This is a genomic window from Variovorax sp. J22G73, from assembly GCF_030317035.1.
Lineage (GTDB): Bacteria > Pseudomonadota > Gammaproteobacteria > Burkholderiales > Burkholderiaceae_C > Variovorax.
In genome coordinates, this window is the sequence record NZ_JASZYK010000013.1 from 39,780 (window position 1) to 54,229 (window position 14,450).

At 65.2% G+C, this 14,450-nt stretch carries 15 protein-coding genes and 1 pseudogene; 10 read left to right on the plus strand and 6 right to left on the minus strand.

What is annotated here, in order from left to right:
• Positions 1-52: 52 nt before the first annotated feature.
• The 6 genes from QTI51_RS31850 to QTI51_RS31870 form a co-directional block, all read right to left on the minus strand.
• Positions 53-379, minus strand: a complete 327-nt coding sequence (locus QTI51_RS31850; protein WP_286517280.1) for a hypothetical protein — start codon at positions 377-379, stop codon at positions 53-55.
• A gap of 263 nt (positions 380-642) precedes the next feature.
• Positions 643-1,017 carry a GNAT family N-acetyltransferase gene (locus tag QTI51_RS31855; protein WP_286517281.1) on the minus strand — a complete coding sequence of 125 codons (375 nt, stop codon included), beginning with the start codon at positions 1,015-1,017 and terminating at the stop codon, positions 643-645.
• 327 nt (positions 1,018-1,344) lie between these two features.
• Positions 1,345-1,716, minus strand: coding sequence for a hypothetical protein (locus QTI51_RS31860; protein ID WP_286517282.1), 372 nt, complete (start codon positions 1,714-1,716; stop codon positions 1,345-1,347).
• A gap of 175 nt (positions 1,717-1,891) precedes the next feature.
• Positions 1,892-2,575, minus strand: a complete 684-nt coding sequence (locus tag QTI51_RS39005; RefSeq protein ID WP_353506562.1) for a DUF427 domain-containing protein — start codon at positions 2,573-2,575, stop codon at positions 1,892-1,894.
• A gap of 277 nt (positions 2,576-2,852) precedes the next feature.
• Positions 2,853-4,106 (minus strand): multidrug effflux MFS transporter, encoded by a 1,254-nt coding sequence (locus QTI51_RS31865; RefSeq protein ID WP_286517283.1) that lies wholly within the window; start codon positions 4,104-4,106, stop codon positions 2,853-2,855.
• A complete protein-coding gene (locus tag QTI51_RS31870; RefSeq protein WP_286517284.1) occupies positions 4,103-4,540 on the minus strand; it encodes a winged helix-turn-helix transcriptional regulator in 438 nt (145 codons plus the stop codon). Before QTI51_RS31870 ends, QTI51_RS31865 begins: the two co-directional genes overlap by 4 nt.
• A gap of 103 nt (positions 4,541-4,643) precedes the next feature.
• On the opposite strand from QTI51_RS31870, the gene QTI51_RS31875 reads away from it, so the two are divergent.
• From QTI51_RS31875 to QTI51_RS31920, 10 genes and pseudogenes are all read left to right on the plus strand, one after another.
• Positions 4,644-5,447 (plus strand): SDR family NAD(P)-dependent oxidoreductase, encoded by an 804-nt coding sequence (locus tag QTI51_RS31875; RefSeq protein ID WP_286517285.1) that lies wholly within the window; start codon positions 4,644-4,646, stop codon positions 5,445-5,447.
• A gap of 11 nt (positions 5,448-5,458) precedes the next feature.
• On the plus strand, positions 5,459-5,755 hold the full coding sequence (locus tag QTI51_RS31880) for a YciI family protein (protein WP_286517286.1): 297 nt from the start codon (positions 5,459-5,461) through the stop codon (positions 5,753-5,755).
• A gap of 218 nt (positions 5,756-5,973) precedes the next feature.
• Positions 5,974-6,285, plus strand: a pseudogene (locus QTI51_RS31885) (IS3 family transposase); the annotation flags it as partial.
• Between the two features lie 396 nt (positions 6,286-6,681).
• Positions 6,682-7,719 (plus strand): aldo/keto reductase, encoded by a 1,038-nt coding sequence (locus QTI51_RS31890; protein WP_286517287.1) that lies wholly within the window; start codon positions 6,682-6,684, stop codon positions 7,717-7,719.
• 11 nt (positions 7,720-7,730) lie between these two features.
• The gene (locus tag QTI51_RS31895; RefSeq protein WP_286517288.1) at positions 7,731-8,936 is read left to right on the plus strand and encodes an MFS transporter; all 1,206 of its coding nucleotides are present in this window, start codon (positions 7,731-7,733) and stop codon (positions 8,934-8,936) included.
• A 114-nt stretch (positions 8,937-9,050) separates the two neighbouring features.
• Entirely contained in the window at positions 9,051-9,542 is a 492-nt protein-coding gene (locus tag QTI51_RS31900) for a VOC family protein (RefSeq protein ID WP_286517289.1), read from the plus strand.
• 41 nt (positions 9,543-9,583) lie between these two features.
• Positions 9,584-10,714 (plus strand): ABC transporter substrate-binding protein, encoded by a 1,131-nt coding sequence (locus QTI51_RS31905; protein WP_286517290.1) that lies wholly within the window; start codon positions 9,584-9,586, stop codon positions 10,712-10,714.
• A 58-nt stretch (positions 10,715-10,772) separates the two neighbouring features.
• Positions 10,773-11,813 carry a branched-chain amino acid ABC transporter permease gene (locus tag QTI51_RS31910; RefSeq protein ID WP_286517291.1) on the plus strand — a complete coding sequence of 347 codons (1,041 nt, stop codon included), beginning with the start codon at positions 10,773-10,775 and terminating at the stop codon, positions 11,811-11,813.
• Entirely contained in the window at positions 11,810-13,585 is a 1,776-nt protein-coding gene (locus QTI51_RS31915) for a branched-chain amino acid ABC transporter ATP-binding protein/permease (protein ID WP_286517292.1), read from the plus strand. Before QTI51_RS31910 ends, QTI51_RS31915 begins: the two co-directional genes overlap by 4 nt.
• Positions 13,582-14,340: an ABC transporter ATP-binding protein gene (locus QTI51_RS31920; protein ID WP_286517293.1), complete on the plus strand. Its 759-nt coding sequence runs from the start codon at positions 13,582-13,584 to the stop codon at positions 14,338-14,340. The genes QTI51_RS31915 and QTI51_RS31920 overlap by 4 nt, the downstream gene beginning before the upstream one ends.
• Positions 14,341-14,450 lie beyond the last annotated feature (110 nt).

Here is a 14,450-nt window from a genome sequence, read left to right on the forward strand (position 1 = left end):
CAATCGAACTCTCCACATGTTGATTTTCAGGGCTTGACCCCCCACATAGAGTTCAAGATTGGCTTTGCTCTGAATGACCTTCAAACAGCTCTTGGAATTTTCCAACGTCGGCGAGCAGTTTCTGCCCTTCCACGACGACACCCGTGATGCGGTTTCCTGCGACTTCGATCGCTTCAACCGTTCCCTGGCGGACACGTGCCCCTGTGGCCTGCGCTCCTGCCAGCAATTGGCGTGTGGATGCAGAGGGTTCCAATTCAAAGTCGCTGGGCGCCCAAGTGGCGAGCGACGGCGGTTTTGCAAGTATCGGCCCGCGTTTCGGCGGCCTTGGAGCGAGGCAATCGCTCCATTCGCGTGCCGGCGCTCGATGCTCAGCAATCATTGCCTCCGTTTCGTCTTCCGCAGACCGCCGGAGAAGCGCGCCGCGCGTGGCAATCGGCGACGGGCCGAGCTCGAGCTTGATCGATAATGCGCTTGAGCAGTATGGGCATGTGTTTGGCGGAGCGATTCATCAACGGCGGGGGTGGGGTCGCATTCCCTCTTCCATCGGATTCCAATGGATCCGCTGGTGCCGAGTCAGTCAGGTGATTCCAAGCTGAGACGCAGGACCGCTCCTGGCTGACTGCAGCCGGTCGGGGCTGGGCCTTATGGGCTCGAGGCGGTCACGGGCCGTTGCTTCTCCAATCGGACGTCTCCGCCACCAATCTCCACCTCGTGACCCCATCCGAGGTAACGATAGAGTTGCGCAGCGCGGCTGTCCTGCGCGGTTTCGAGCCATGCCGCAGGGTGCCGCTCGAACAAGGCCGACTCACAGGCCTGGGTCAAGCGCGTGCCTATTCCACGACCTTCATGCTCGGGCAGAACGAACAAAGCAAATAGGCATCCGTTGTCCAAGTCGACCATTGCAAACCCAACGATTTCTTCATCAAGGGTCGTTACCCACGAGCAAGGTGCGCTACTGACCGCAATGGCGATGGATTCCGGCGTAACGCCTATTTCCGTCAGCTCATCAGTGGTCATCTTGTTTTCTCCGACCGACGCTCTGACCTTGAACATAGCGCTTACGTCTTTGACTGATGCAGGCCGGATTTTTGGAGCTGATCTTTTCATCGAGGAGAGGTGAGGGCTAACGACTGCTCTTGAGCGGTTCGGCCGGGAGCTAGGTTTTGCGGTGCTCGGCCGGCACGGCGGAAGCTCCAGCGACCGTTCGACGCGGGCCGGCGAAGGTTAAATCGTATGTCGACGGGCAAGGAGCGCCATTCCGCGCTGCCAAAGCTCCCCCTGCCGGAACCGTAGGACGCTTTGCCCGAGGACTACCCGACCTTGTGGCCCAGAGCGCTGGAACTCCTATTGCGTAAAGGTGCCCAAGGCGAAAACGCTGTTCGGCACATTGGGCAGCGAGGGCGGGAATCGATGCTGGGCCGAAGCGACTGATGGCGGATTCTTCCGCTCGTGTTCGCGCAGCCTCTCCCGGCCAGCCGGCAAAAGGAACCACTCAGCAGGCCCCATGCGATCTCCTGGCTCAACATCCACCAGCGCCTGCGCTTTAGCGGCACGAAGTGCGCGCCGCACCTGCTCCGCATCGCAGTGCAACAGTACCGCAAGTTCCTTCGCTTGAGCACCCAAGGGCAGGGACAACATCGCACGAAGTATCAAAGCCGTCAGTGGCTTGATGGACGATTCGCCTTGCGCAAGGATTTCAATTGACTCTTTTGACATAGTTCACAAAATTGATCGTTGGATAGCAGCCGTTGCACTACAACTTGTATCGTGTCGCTCGTCAATAGGCGAAGCCGCCGTCTTGGACAAGTGCAATTGATGTCGGGACCCATGCGATGGCACGCCGTTGTGTGTTTTGTCTTTGCTTCCGCGTCGGGTTGCCGAGACCCACCAGCTACCAACCTCCGCTACCGGATCCGCCTTTGAAGGGTCCGGCCAAGTCGGGGGTGATCCAGCCTCCATAGAAAGGGCCCGCCTGTGGCTGGGCCTTCGATCCGCCGACACGGCAGTCAAGATTGTGGGCATAGAAGGCGACACAGCCGGCGAGCGGCTCGGCACCAGACAAGGGATGGGGATAGCTCCAAGCGACCTGGTCCAAGCGGCGTGCGCCGTCGACCAGATTCCAATAGCGCGCCTGTCCCTTCCACTCGCAAAACGAACCATTGCCAGCGGGCTGCAACAGTCCACGCCTTACGTCGGCCCGCGGCAGGTAGAAGGTCGGTGGGTGGGCCGTTTCTCGGACTGCCCAGGCGGCGCGGGTGCGCGCTACCTCGAGATGGCCCCAGAGCACGACGATCTCACGTGGTTCGCGTACGAGCTCTGGCGGCCTCGGGAAATCCCAAACCGAAACCTGTCCCGGCGCAGGAACGTCGGCGAACGGCGGGCGCTTCTCCCCTCGCCAATGCCACTGCGCGCGGGCGCTATCAAGCCAGTTGGAATCGCTGCTCATGATGGATTGGAAGATACACGACGACGCCATGTGCCGGTCGAACGCCGAGAACCCCTGATGGTTCGGAACAATGAGTTTGTGGCGGAGACCGTGATGCCGATGTGCACCTGCGGCCCAAACATTTTCCATCAGCGATTGGCCTGATGCCAGCTGTTCAGACCTGCGCAGTGACGCTGCCGCTGCAATGCGGACATGTGCTTCACCAAGCCGTATGACTGCAATGGGTCCGATGCACCCCGTTGTGGGGCAGGTCGGCCGGTTGCTCTGCAGCGATTGCCGACGTTTTCGAAGGCAAGTTCGATGACGGCGGCGCAGCCGAAATCGGTCTTTTAGCAGACCGTGCCTCGCGTCAACTCTTATGGCAACAGCAAGCGGCGCGATGAATCTAGAGGATCGTCGGCGGGGTCTAAAGGGCTTGGTTTTCCGAATTGCTGGGTTCACGCGGCACGGTCTGGCGGATGAGCATGAAAAGCGCGATCGAAAGCGCTTGTGATGCCGTCACAACCAGTCCCATGGCCGTCATCGGCGACACGCCTGCAAGCTTCGTCACGAGGGTTGCGCCCAAAGCGGCCCCCGACATCTGCATGAAGCCCAGCATGGCCGACGCGGCACCGGCTTGGGCCGCCACTGGCGCGAGCGACAGGGCGGTGCCCAGTGGATTCGCGATGCCCATGCCGAAAAGGAACACGCAAAGGGCCGCGGTGAACGCGACCAGATCGGTGGGCGCCCAAACCGCCACGCCGCACATGGCCATGCCACCGGCAAGCGAGAGCACAAGCCCGAATTGCAAGGTCTTTTGCGGACCCCACCGGCCCGACAGTTTCGGCACGAGCATCCCCGCAGCGAACACGACGGGAACAGTTGCCGCGAAGAAGAATCCCAATTGCAGCGAGCTCAAGCCGAGGGCGCCGATGAGCACGGCAGGCGCGGCGGCAAAGAAGCCGTAGAGCGCGCCGGTGACGCATGCCACGACGGTCGCTGGCCGCACGAAACGCGCATCTTTCAGCAAACCAGCGTACGTCGCGAAGACGGGGCCGATCGACAACGGCGTACGCTGTGAAGTGGCGTGGGTTTCCGGCAGCCGCAGTGCGTACCAGGTCGCCAGAATCAGCCCCAGCGCGCTGACCGTCCCGAAAGTCCAGCGCCAGCCGACGAACTGCTCGGCCACGCTGCCCAGCAAGGGAGAAAACCCGGGCGCCGCGGCCATCGCCACGATCACCATCGCCAGCACCTTCGAGAGCGTCTCGCCTTCGAACAGGTCTCTGGCAATGGCGCGCGCGAGCACCGATGCGGCACACACGCCGGCCGCCTGAACGGCCCGACCGCCCACCAGCCAGGCGAGGTTGGGCGACAGCGCGCACATGACGCCCCCTGCCGCGAAGAGCAGCAGGCCGCCGATGACCAGCTTTCGCCGTCCGTACCGGTCCGAGAGCGGGCCGACGATGAGTTGACCGATCGCGAACACGACAAAAAAAGTGCTCAATGTCAGCCCGAGCTGGGCGCCGGTCGCGCCAAGTCCTGCGCCGATGGCAGGAAACGACGGCAGGATGATGTTGGTCGACAAGGCCCCGATGGCCGCGAGAGCGGCAAGCAGCGACACCAGGCCGCGCGTCGGCGCCAGCCGAGCAGCCGCACGCATCTGGACGGTGTCGCTTTTCATTCGGGGACCACGATCCGGATGGGTCGGGTGCCAAGCTCGAAGCCGGTGACGGTGTCGATCGCGGCCGGCTTGAGTTCTGTGCCGTTCTCGGCATCGAGGAAGCGCGTCAACCGACCGCCGCCCCGATGCTTCTGACCCCACGCTGCAATCATGAAGAGGACCGGCAGAAAGTCTCGCCCGGCATCGGTCAGCACGTATTCCTCGCGCGGCGGGCGTTCCGAGTAGAGCTTTTTCTCGAGCAGGCGCTCGTCCGTCAGCGTTGCCAATCGCTTGGTCAGGATGGTCGGCGCGATGCCCAGATTTTTCTTGAACTGATCGAAGCGCGTCACGCCCGCATTGGCGTCTCGCAGGATCAGCATGGTCCAGTTGTCCCCCAGAAAGGCAAGGCTGCGCTCGATGGGGCATGTGGATTGGGCATCGGGTTTCGAGTTCATATCGATTCGATATTGACTTAGTATTGAATCGATACTAACCTGCGGCCCGCGGTTCGTCCAGAGCCGAGAAATGCCTCGATCGATCCTTCAACGGGAAGCTCACATGAAAAAGACAGTACTGATCACAGGCGCGTCGTCGGGCTTCGGCCTGATGCTGGCCACCCGCCTGCACGCCCAGGGCCACCACGTGGTTGGTACCAGCCGCACGCCGGAAAAATATGCAGCGCAGATGCCTTTCCAGCTGCTGCGCCTGGACATCGACGACGACCAATCCATTGCGTCATTCGCTCGCGAACTGGCCCTGTCCATCGAGCGCTTGGATGTCCTCGTGAACAACGCCGGGTACATGGTGACCGGCATTGCCGAAGAAACGCCCATCGGCCTGGGCCGCCAGCAGTTCGAGACGAACTTCTGGGGAACCGTCAAGGTGACCAACGCATTGCTGCCCCGCCTGCGGGCCCAGAGGTCCGGGCAGATCATCACGGTGAGTTCGATCGTGGGACTGATCGGTCCGCCCAATCTGTCTTTCTACGCCGCCTCGAAGCACGCGGTGCAGGGATACTTCAAGTCGCTGCGGTTCGAGCTGGACCAGTTCAACATCAAGGTCAGCATGGTGGAGCCGGTGTGGTTCAAGACGAACCTCGGCCACAACGCGGTCGCCGCGGCGAGCGGCGAGATCGCCGACTACAACGCTTACCGCCAGCAGGTGCAGGCCGCGACGCAAAAAGGCATCGACGGGGCGGAATCGCCGGACGCCGTCATCCAGGCCATTTCCAGCCTCATCGAGGCGCCCGCCCCGAAGTTCAGCAATCCGGTCGGAAAGATGACCGGGATGATCCTGTTCCTGCAGAACTACGTCCCGAAGCTGTTCGAGGGCTCGATTCTCAAAAGCGTGAAGACGGCTTGACTGGAGACACCATGAAGTTCTACCTGTGCAAATTCATTCCGCCCCGTGCAGATTTCCTCGCGACGATGTCCCCGGATGAAAAGATCTGGATGAGCGAGCACGGCGCGTTCCTGAACGACCTGCTCGACAAGGGCGTTGTCGTCGCGCATGGCCCGGTGATAGACCCGGCAGGCGGCTACGGCGTGTCGCTGTTCCGGATCGAAGAGGGGCAGGACGTTGATACCTATACGTCACAAGACCCCATCGTCAAGAACGGGGTCGGGCACTATGAGCATTTCAAGATGCTGAGTCTGAAGTCGCGTCCTTAGTTGCGTCGCTTCATGTGCAAACGCCGTTGAAGCAGGCGGCGAGCCGCCTATGGAGCGAAGCCTAGATCAAGATGACTGTGCCGGACGCACACGGGCTCCCAGCAGCGCTGCCTTGTTAGCGCCAGCGCAATCGTGATCAGCGTGGGATGCGGAAAAAAACGCGGACTGCCAAGAGCTAGTTCATGTATTCAGTCGACGACAGGATTTGAGCGGTCGCGCTGTACATCAAGCTCGGCAAACGCGTCGGAGCGACCATTCGTCAGTTGGGTTACCCAACCAAGAATGCCTTGAAGGGCTGGTGCCGGGAATTCGAGCAGCGCCTCGAATTACCTGTGGGCCATGCGGGGCCGGAGACCCAAGTTCTCGCAGAATCAAAAAGCGGAGGCTATCGCGCACTGGCTCACTGAAGACCGCTGCATTGCTGCCACCAAGGGCATTGGGTTAACCCGGCAGAGGGACACTGACTGCGTGGGTTCGAGGCCCTTCGTGAGGCCAGAAGGGCTGTCGTTGGCGGTGTGCGGCGACGCAAAGCCGACAGGAACATGGTCATGGCAATGGCCTCGAGCTTCGGATGATCGACCAAAGCGTCGCAGCCAGCTATGCCTTCCACGTCAACATGTGTGACCCAGTGCTGCAACCGAGCGGCAATGCGCTTTCAGCGCGTCCATGCCGCGGGCTCGGCCGAGGAGGGCAGTCAGCAGCTGGCAGGCAACAAGGCCGCAGGTGCCGGGCCGCGAGGCCAAGCTGGGGGCGAGAGGTTCTTGATACGGGGAAGTCAGGGCTGAGCAGTTCGGCTGAGCCGACCGTCGACCCGTGCACTCAGTGCCCAAAGACGGCGCGCCGATCGCCGTGCGCGTCGATGCCGACCAGAATCCCCTCACGCAGTCTCCAGGACTGCGCGACCGATTCGATTCGAAAGGCCTCCATTGATCGATTTCCTGAGCCAGCGCCCCATCGGGCGCACCGGCATCTCCGTGACCGCGCTGGGTCTGGGCGGCGCACCCTTCGGCAACATGTACGCCGCCATGGCGGCCGGCGAAGCCGAGGCGACCGTCGCCGCCGCGTTTGCGGCCGGCATCCGCTATTTCGACACGGCCCCGCTCTACGGCTACGGCCTCAGCGAGACCCGCCTCGGCGAGGCGATCAAGCCGCTGCCACGCGACGAACTGGTGATCGCGTCCAAGGTCGGGTTCGACCTGATCCCGGTCGATCCGTCCGAGGTGACCTCGCGCATCTTCGTGCAGCCCGTGCCCATGCGCGCCGAGTTCAACTACTCGCGGGACGCGACGCTGCGCTCGATCGAGGCGAGCCTGAAGCGGCTCGACACCTCGCGCATCGACATGCTCGCGATCCACGATCCCGACGAGGCGGTCGATGTGTTTGGCGGCGCCGACCCGCGCAGCCGCTCACATTTCAAGGAGGCCATGGAGGGCGCCTACCCGGCGCTCGCGGAGCTTCGCAGCCAGGGCGTGATCAAGGCCATTGGCGTTGGCATCAACCAGTGGCAGATGCTGTGCGACTTCGCGGTGGAGGGCGACTTCGACTACTTCCTGCTGGCGGGGCGCTACACGCTGCTGGACCAGGGCTCGCTCGACCAGCTGTTTCCGCTGTGCAAGCAACGCGGGATCAGCCTCGTGATCGGCGGGCCGTACAACTCCGGCATCCTCGCGAGCGGCGCCGTCGAAGGCGCGACCTACAACTACCGTCCCGCCACGCCGAAGACGCTCGAGCGGGTGCGCCGCATCGAAGCGGTCTGCGTCGCGTATGGCGTGCCGCTGCAGGCCGCGGCGCTGCAGTTTCCGATGAACCATCCGCTGGTGACCAGCGTGATTCCCGGCGCGCGTTCGATCGCCGAATTGGAGCAGAGCGTGCGCCTGTCGACGATCGCGATTCCGGCCGACTTCTGGCTCGAACTGAAGGCGCAGCAACTGATCGACGAGCGCGCGCCGCTGGGTCCGGCCTGAGCGGCATGCCGATGCCACCGACGAGCCGGCCCGATGACGGCGTGGTGGGCGAAAAGCCGGGCGTCGACCTGAACCCCGAGAGCACGCGGGGGCTTGCCGTGCTCTGCTCGGCCTCGGTGGCGGGGGTGTACTTTTTGCAGCCGCTGCTCGTGCTGGTCAGCATGAGCTTCGGCGTGACCGGCGCCAGCGTCGGCCTGATCCCGATGCTCGCGCAGGTCGCCGTGGGCCTCGGCGTGATCTTCCTGCTGCCCCTCGGCGACATGGTCGACAACCGCCGCATCGTGATGGCCGCGATCACGGGGCAGGCCGCTGCGATGCTGCTGATGGCGTGGTCGCCGAACTTCGCAACTTTCCTGTTGGGCATCGCGCTGCTGGGGCTGCTCACGATCGCGCCCTACCTGATTCCCTCGGCCGCATCGCACCTGACCACGACGCGCACGCGCGGCCGCGTCACCGGCGCGCTGACCAAGGGCATCATCGTCGGCATCCTCTTCGCACGCACCGTGGGCGGCTTCGTTGGTGCCTATGCGAACTGGCGCCTGGTCTATGGCCTGTCGGCCGTCGCGGCGTTGATCTTGCTGGCCTGGAGCGCGCGGCACGTGCCGCGCACCAACCGCACAGCCACCATTTCCTATCCACGATTGCTCGGCTCACTGCCCGTGCTGATCCGCCGGGAGCGGGTGCTCAGGGTGGCGGCCCTCACGCAGGCCCTGATGTTCGGCACCTTCGGTTCGCTCTGGATTGCGCTGGGCCTGCACATCCAGGGGCCGGCCTTCGGCCTGAGCAGCGCGACGGTCGGTGCCCTCGGCCTGCTCGGCCTGATCTCCGCGGCGCTCGCGCCGCGCTCGGGCAGCCTGATTGACCGGCTCGGTGCCGACCGCGTGGTTCGCGCGGCGATCGTGCTCACCATCGCGGCATGGGCGCTGTTGGCCGCCTTCGGTCATTCGCTGATCTGCCTGGGCGTGGGCATCGTCATGCTCGACGTGGGCGCCTCGGCTGCCCACATCGCGAAGCAGACCATGCTCTTCGCGCTCGAACCCGGCAACCGCACGCGCATGGTCACGGTCTACATCGTCGGCCAGTACGTCGGCGGCGGGCTGCTCGCGCTGCTGACCGGCATCGCCTGGGCGCAGGGTGGCTGGACGGGCGTCTGCCTGCTGGGCATCGGCACGACAACGCTGGCGCTCGCGGTCAACCTCAGGGCGCGGCGGCACTGAATTGCGCGGGTCTTGTGCACTGGGTGCACGGAACGCCGACGCCGCTCGTCGCGGGCGAAGCCCGCCACCAGAATCACTTCATGCGCGCATTTCGCTCGCGAACGGAGAACAAAGATGTCGAACACCACCCAGCCCCACCACACGAAGACGCTCGTCCTGCATACCGAACACACGGGTCTCACCGTGTCCTCGCTCGACGAGGCCCTCGATTTCTGGTGCGGTGTGATGGGCTTCGAGCTCGTCTCTCGCAAGGACCTCGGCACGGGCCCGCTGGTCGAGAACATCGTCGGCGTACCGGGCGCCGACCTGCAGATCGCAACGGTGCTTGCGCCCGGCGGCCACAAGATCGAGCTGCTCGAGTACCGCGCGCCGGCCGATCGCACCGTCTACCGGCCGCGTTCGTGCGACGTGGGCTCGGCCCACCTGACGTTCTCAGTGTCGGACATCGAAGAGATGATCGCGCGCGTCGAAGCGGCGAACTGGCAGCGGCTCGGCATCACGCAATTGCTGCCGACGGGTACGCGCGCCGCCTACGTCCGCGGCCCCGAGGGTCACACGATGGAATTCATGCAGTTCCCCGTCGCGAAGGCCGCGTCCGCGAACTGAAGGCCGCAGGCACAACAACAACGATCCACGGAGACAAACCAATGAAAAAGCTCATTGCCGCCTGCGCGGCCGCCATCGCCTTGGCCGCGCCTGCACTGGCGCAGGTGAAGGTCGGCGTGATCATCGGCACGACCGGCCCTGCGGCCGGCCTCGGCATTCCGTACAAGAACACCTTCGCGATCCTGCCGAAGACGCTGGGCGGCCAGCCGGTGGACTACATCATCCGCGACGATGCGAGCGACCCGACCAATGCCGTGAAATTCGCGCGCGACCTGGTCGTCGGCGACAAGGTCGACCTGCTGATCGGCGCGGGCACCGTGTCGTCTTCGCTCGCCATCGCGGATGTGGCGGCCCAGCTCAAGACGCCGCAGATCGCCATGGCGCCGGTCGGCGCGGAGATCTCAAAGAACCTATGGATGTTCGCGAGTGTGCAGCCGGCGCCCCTGATGATGGCCGCCGTCGCGGCCGACATGAAGGCCCATGCCATCAAGACGGCCGGCTTCATCGGTTTCTCGGACTCGTGGGGCGACACGGTGCTCAACGGCCTCAAGGCCCATGCGGATGCCAATGGCGTGAAGATCGTCACCGACCAACGCTATGGGCGCCTCGACACCAGCGTGGTGGGCCAGGTGCTGAAGGTGCTCGCGTCCAACCCGGACGCGGTGGTGCTGGGCGGCTCGGGAACGCCCGGCGTGCTGCCGCTGATGACGCTGCGCGAGCGCGGCTACAAGGGGCGCATCTACCAGAACCACGGCATGGTCAACAGGGAGTTCATGCGCGTGGGCACCAAGGCCTGGGACGGCGTGGTCGCGCCCGCGGGCCCGGTGGTCGTGGCGGAGCAGCTGGCCGACGGCGCGCCGACCAAAAAGACGGCGATGGAGTTCGCGAAGTTGTATGACCAGGTCTATGGCCCCGGCACGCGAAATTCGACCTCGGCGTATTCGTACGACACGTACCTTATCGCCGATCGTGCGGTCGCCGAGGCCATGAAGAAGGCGAAGCCTGGCACGCCGGAGTTCCGGCAGGCGGTGCGCGATGCGCTCGAGTCGTCGAAGGAGGTGGTCGGCACGCACGGTGTCTACAACATGACGGCGACCGACCACGTGGGCGTGGACCAGCGGGCCGTGGTGCTGCTGCGCGCCGAAAACGGCGACTGGAAACTGGTGAAGTGATCGGCCCGGCGCCCAGCGCGCCCGGCCCTGTTCCAACCAAGCTGCCACAGGCACACGCATGGACTTCCAAACCGCATTGCTTCTCGCGCAGGACGGCGTGATCACCGGCGCCATCTACGCGCTGCTGGCCGTCGCGATCCTGCTCGTCTTCACGGTCACGCGCGTGATCTTCGTGCCGCAGGGCGAGTTCGTCGCTTTCAGCGCGCTCACCATGGCGGCGCTGCAGAACGGCAAGACGCCCGGCACGCTCTGGCTGCTGCTCGCGATGTCGGGCATCGCGGCCGCCATGGAGCTGTGGGCGGGATGGCGCGATCGCGATCGCGCCCGCATGGTGAAGGGCGTGGTGCTCTACGGCGCCTTGCCGGCCGCCCTGGCGGCCGTCGTCACCTGGTTGGTCCCGCTCGGCATGCCACTCTTGGTGCAGGCCCTGGTGGCGATGGTCATCGTCATTCCGATGGGGCCGGTGCTTTATCGCATCGCCTTCCAGGATGTGGCACATGCCTCGGTATTGCTGTTGCTGATCATCTCGGTTGCCGCGCACCTGGCGCTCGCGGGCGTCGGCCTGCTCGTGTTCGGGCCCGAGGGCACGCGCACGACGCCCTTCAGTGATGCGAGCTGGACCGTCGGGCCGCTGCAGGTGACCGGCCAATCGCTCTGGGTCGTCTGCGCGAGCGTGCTGGCCATCCTTGCGCTCTTCTGGTTCTTCACCCACACCTACCGCGGCAAGGCGCTCAAGGCGACCGCGGTGAACCGCGTGGGCGCGGAGCTGATGGGCATCGGCACGACCCGTGCGGGCGCTGTGGCGTTCACGCTGGCGACCGCCATCGGTGCGCTGTCGGGACTGCTGATCGCGCCGATGACGACCATCGTCTACGACACCGGCTTCCTGATCGGCCTGAAGGGCTTCGTCGCCGCCATCATCGGTGGACTGGTCAGCTATCCGCTCGCCGCGGCGGGCGCGTTGCTGGTGGGCCTGCTCGACTCGTACTCGTCCTTCTGGGCCAGCGCCTACAAGGAGGTGATTGTCTTCACGCTGATCCTGCCGGTGCTGCTGTGGCGCTCGCTGCAATCGCCTCATGTCGAGGAGGATGAGGAATGACGCGCCTGCGCTCCCCCCTGTTTGCACTGCTGGTGCTGCTGCTGTTGGCAGTCGGCCCGCAGCTGTTGCCCGAATCGGCAGTCACCATCCTGAACTACACCGGCCTCTACGGCCTGGTTGCGATCGGGCTGGCCCTGTTGACTGGCATCGGCGGCATGAGTTCATTCGGCCATGCCGCATTCGTCGGCGTCGGCGCCTATGCGACCAGCTACCTCACGACCGCAGCCGGGCTCTCGCCCTGGATCGCGCTGCCGGTGGGCATCGCCGCGAGCTGCGCAATCGCGACGGTGCTCGGTGCGTTGACCCTGCGGCTGGCCGGGCACTACCTGCCGCTCAGCACCATCGCTTGGGGGCTCAGCCTGTTTTTCCTGGCCGGCAACCTCGACTTCCTCGGCGGCCACACCGGCATCGGCAACATCCCGGTCATCACGCTGTTCACGTTCGACTTCGACAACGCCCGGCGCTTCGCCTACCTGATCTGGGCCATCGTGCTGGGCGTCGTGCTTCTCGTGCACAACATGCTGTCGTCGCGCCAGGGCCGGGCGATCCGCTGCCTGAAGGGCGGTCGTGTGATGGCCGAATCGATGGGCGTGGACATTCCGCGCACCAAGCTCATCGTTTTCGTCCTGTCGGCGGTGCTGGCTTCGGTGTCAGGCTGGCTCTACGCGCACCTGCAGCGCTTCGTGAACCCGACCCCGTTCGGCCTCGACTACGGCATCGAGTTCCTGTTCATGGCGGTGGTGGGCGGGGCCGGCCACATCTGGGGCGCGCTGCTCGGCGCCGGGCTGATCACGGGCCTGCGCGAGACGCTCAACGACGTGCTTCCGCGGCTGCTCGGGCAGACCGGCAATTACGAAGTGATCGTGCTGTCGGTGCTGACCATCGTCCTGTTGCAGCGCGCACCCGAGGGCCTCTGGCCTTTGATCACGCGGCGGTTCCCGGCGGGCGCTGACCCGACGGGTGCGCAGAGGCGCACGGAGCCTGCCCTCGAGCGTCGCACGCTGCCGCCGGCGGGCGAGACCCTGCTCGACGTCGAGGAGGCGACCAAGCGGTTCGGTGGCCTGGTGGCGGTGGGCCGCGTGAGCCTCACGGTCAGGAGCGGCGAGATCCTCGCGCTGCTCGGGCCCAACGGCGCGGGCAAGAGCACGATGTTCAACCTGATCTCGGGCGTGCTGCCCGTGAGCTCGGGCACCGTACGCTTCCTCGGCAAGACGATCGACGGCCTCAATGCCCACGAGCTCGCACGCTGCGGCATGAGCCGCACCTTCCAGCACGTCAAGCTGCTGCCGCAGCTCACGGTGCTCGAGAACGTCGCGATCGGGGCGCACCTTCGCGGCCGCGCCGGCATCCTGCGCTCGTCGCTGCACCTGGAGCGCCACGAAGAGAGCCGCCTGCTGGCCGAGGCCGCGCGGCAGCTCCATCGCGTCGGCCTGGGCGCGCACCGGCAATCGCTGGCCGGCAGCCTGCCGCTCGGCGACCAGCGCGTGGTCGAGATTGCCCGCGCGCTCGCAGCCGACCCGTGCCTGTTGCTGCTCGACGAACCGGCGGCCGGTCTGCGCCTGCAGGAGAAGCAGGCCCTCGCGGCGCTGCTGCGCAAGCTGCGCGCAGAGGGCATGGGCGTGTTGCTGGTCGAGCACGACATGGACTTCGTGATGGGGCTGGTCGACCGCATCGTGGTGATGGAGTTCGGCCAGAAGATTGCCGAAGGTCTGCCCGCGGAGATCCAGAAGAATCCGGCCGTTCTCGAGGCTTACCTGGGCAGTGTCGAATGAGAGTTCGAGAACCGTCAGACGGTGAAGTCGCAACCCTTCTTGAAGTGCGAGGCCTGAACGTGGCCTACGGCAAGGTCGACGCGCTGCTTGGCGCGACGCTGCGCGTGAACGCGGGGCAGATCGTCACCGTGATCGGCCCGAACGGTGCCGGCAAGACCACCATGCTCGCCGCGATCATGGGGCAGCTGGGCTGCAGTGGTGAGGTGAACTTCCTCGGCAGAAGCCAGGCAGGCGTCAAGGTCGAGCGGCGGGTCGCGGCCGGAATGAGCCTGGTGCCGGAGCGCCGTGAGCTGTTCGGCACCATGAGCATCGAGGACAACCTGCTGATGGGCGCCTATGCGCGCCATAGCCAGGGCCTGCGCGACCACCGCGAGACGATGGACGAAGTGTTCAGGCGCTTCCCGCGCCTGAAGGAGCGGCGCGGGCAACTCGCCAACACGCTTTCTGGCGGCGAGCGCGCGATGCTGGTGCTCGGGCGAGCCTTGATGGGCAAGCCCCGGGTGCTGCTGCTCGACGAACCCAGCCTCGGCCTCGCGCCGCTCGTGGTTCGCGAGGTGTTCCGCATCATCGCGGACCTCCGCCGCAGCGGCGTGGCCATCCTGCTGGTGGAGCAGAACGCGCGCGCCGCGCTGCAGGTAAGTGACCACGGCTATGTGCTCGAGACCGGGACCATCGTGCTGGACGGCCCAAGCGCCGCGCTCGCGGAGGACCCGCGCGTGGCCGCGACCTACCTCGGTGGCGCGGGCCGGCATTGACGGCGCCGCGCCTGTTCACCCGATCCCTTCAACGACAGCCTTTGAAATGACCGCCTTGTATCACCCATCCCATGCCCCATTGGCCGGACCGCTCCTCGATCGGCGTTCGA

Bases quoted from the DNA above. Each gene is read 5' to 3' on its own strand.
- QTI51_RS31850 (WP_286517280.1), bottom strand. From the start codon at position 379: ATGATTGCTGAGCATCGAGCGCCGGCACGCGAATGGAGCGATTGCCTC.
- QTI51_RS31855 (WP_286517281.1), bottom strand. From the start codon at position 1,017: ATGACCACTGATGAGCTGACGGAAATAGGCGTTACGCCGGAATCCATC.
- QTI51_RS31860 (WP_286517282.1), bottom strand. From the start codon at position 1,716: ATGTCAAAAGAGTCAATTGAAATCCTTGCGCAAGGCGAATCGTCCATC.
- QTI51_RS39005 (WP_353506562.1), bottom strand. From the start codon at position 2,575: ATGGAAAATGTTTGGGCCGCAGGTGCACATCGGCATCACGGTCTCCGC.
- QTI51_RS31865 (WP_286517283.1), bottom strand. From the start codon at position 4,106: ATGAAAAGCGACACCGTCCAGATGCGTGCGGCTGCTCGGCTGGCGCCG.
- QTI51_RS31870 (WP_286517284.1), bottom strand. From the start codon at position 4,540: ATGAACTCGAAACCCGATGCCCAATCCACATGCCCCATCGAGCGCAGC.
- QTI51_RS31875 (WP_286517285.1), top strand. From the start codon at position 4,644: ATGAAAAAGACAGTACTGATCACAGGCGCGTCGTCGGGCTTCGGCCTG.
- QTI51_RS31880 (WP_286517286.1), top strand. From the start codon at position 5,459: ATGAAGTTCTACCTGTGCAAATTCATTCCGCCCCGTGCAGATTTCCTC.
- QTI51_RS31895 (WP_286517288.1), top strand. From the start codon at position 7,731: ATGCCACCGACGAGCCGGCCCGATGACGGCGTGGTGGGCGAAAAGCCG.
- QTI51_RS31900 (WP_286517289.1), top strand. From the start codon at position 9,051: ATGTCGAACACCACCCAGCCCCACCACACGAAGACGCTCGTCCTGCAT.
- QTI51_RS31905 (WP_286517290.1), top strand. From the start codon at position 9,584: ATGAAAAAGCTCATTGCCGCCTGCGCGGCCGCCATCGCCTTGGCCGCG.
- QTI51_RS31910 (WP_286517291.1), top strand. From the start codon at position 10,773: ATGGACTTCCAAACCGCATTGCTTCTCGCGCAGGACGGCGTGATCACC.
- QTI51_RS31915 (WP_286517292.1), top strand. From the start codon at position 11,810: ATGACGCGCCTGCGCTCCCCCCTGTTTGCACTGCTGGTGCTGCTGCTG.
- QTI51_RS31920 (WP_286517293.1), top strand. From the start codon at position 13,582: ATGAGAGTTCGAGAACCGTCAGACGGTGAAGTCGCAACCCTTCTTGAA.